The 235-nt window shown below is 55.7% G+C and carries 1 pseudogene; it reads left to right on the forward strand.

Features of this window, described 5'->3' with window-relative positions:
• Positions 1-235 (forward strand): annotated as a pseudogene (locus ACEN8I_RS24205) (hypothetical protein); the annotation flags it as partial.

Consider the following 235-nt stretch of genomic DNA (forward strand, 5'->3'; position numbering starts at 1 on the left):
GTCAGCTTGTTGAACTTGCTGCACTCAAAGGAAACCGGCTGAATGTTGTCGGGGTTGGACCCGAGCTTCACGCGCACGGCGGCCATGGCCGACGACTACGTGCGCATTCGTTCGGGCTCGGACATTCCTTTCCTCTTCGGTGTGCTGTACCACATCTTCAAGAACGGCTGGTAACACAAAAAATACATCAACGACCGCGTCTACGGCATGGACAAGGTCAAGGCCGACGTGATGG

This window comes from Polaromonas sp. CT11-55 (assembly GCF_047303325.1).
GTDB lineage: Bacteria > Pseudomonadota > Gammaproteobacteria > Burkholderiales > Burkholderiaceae_C > Polaromonas.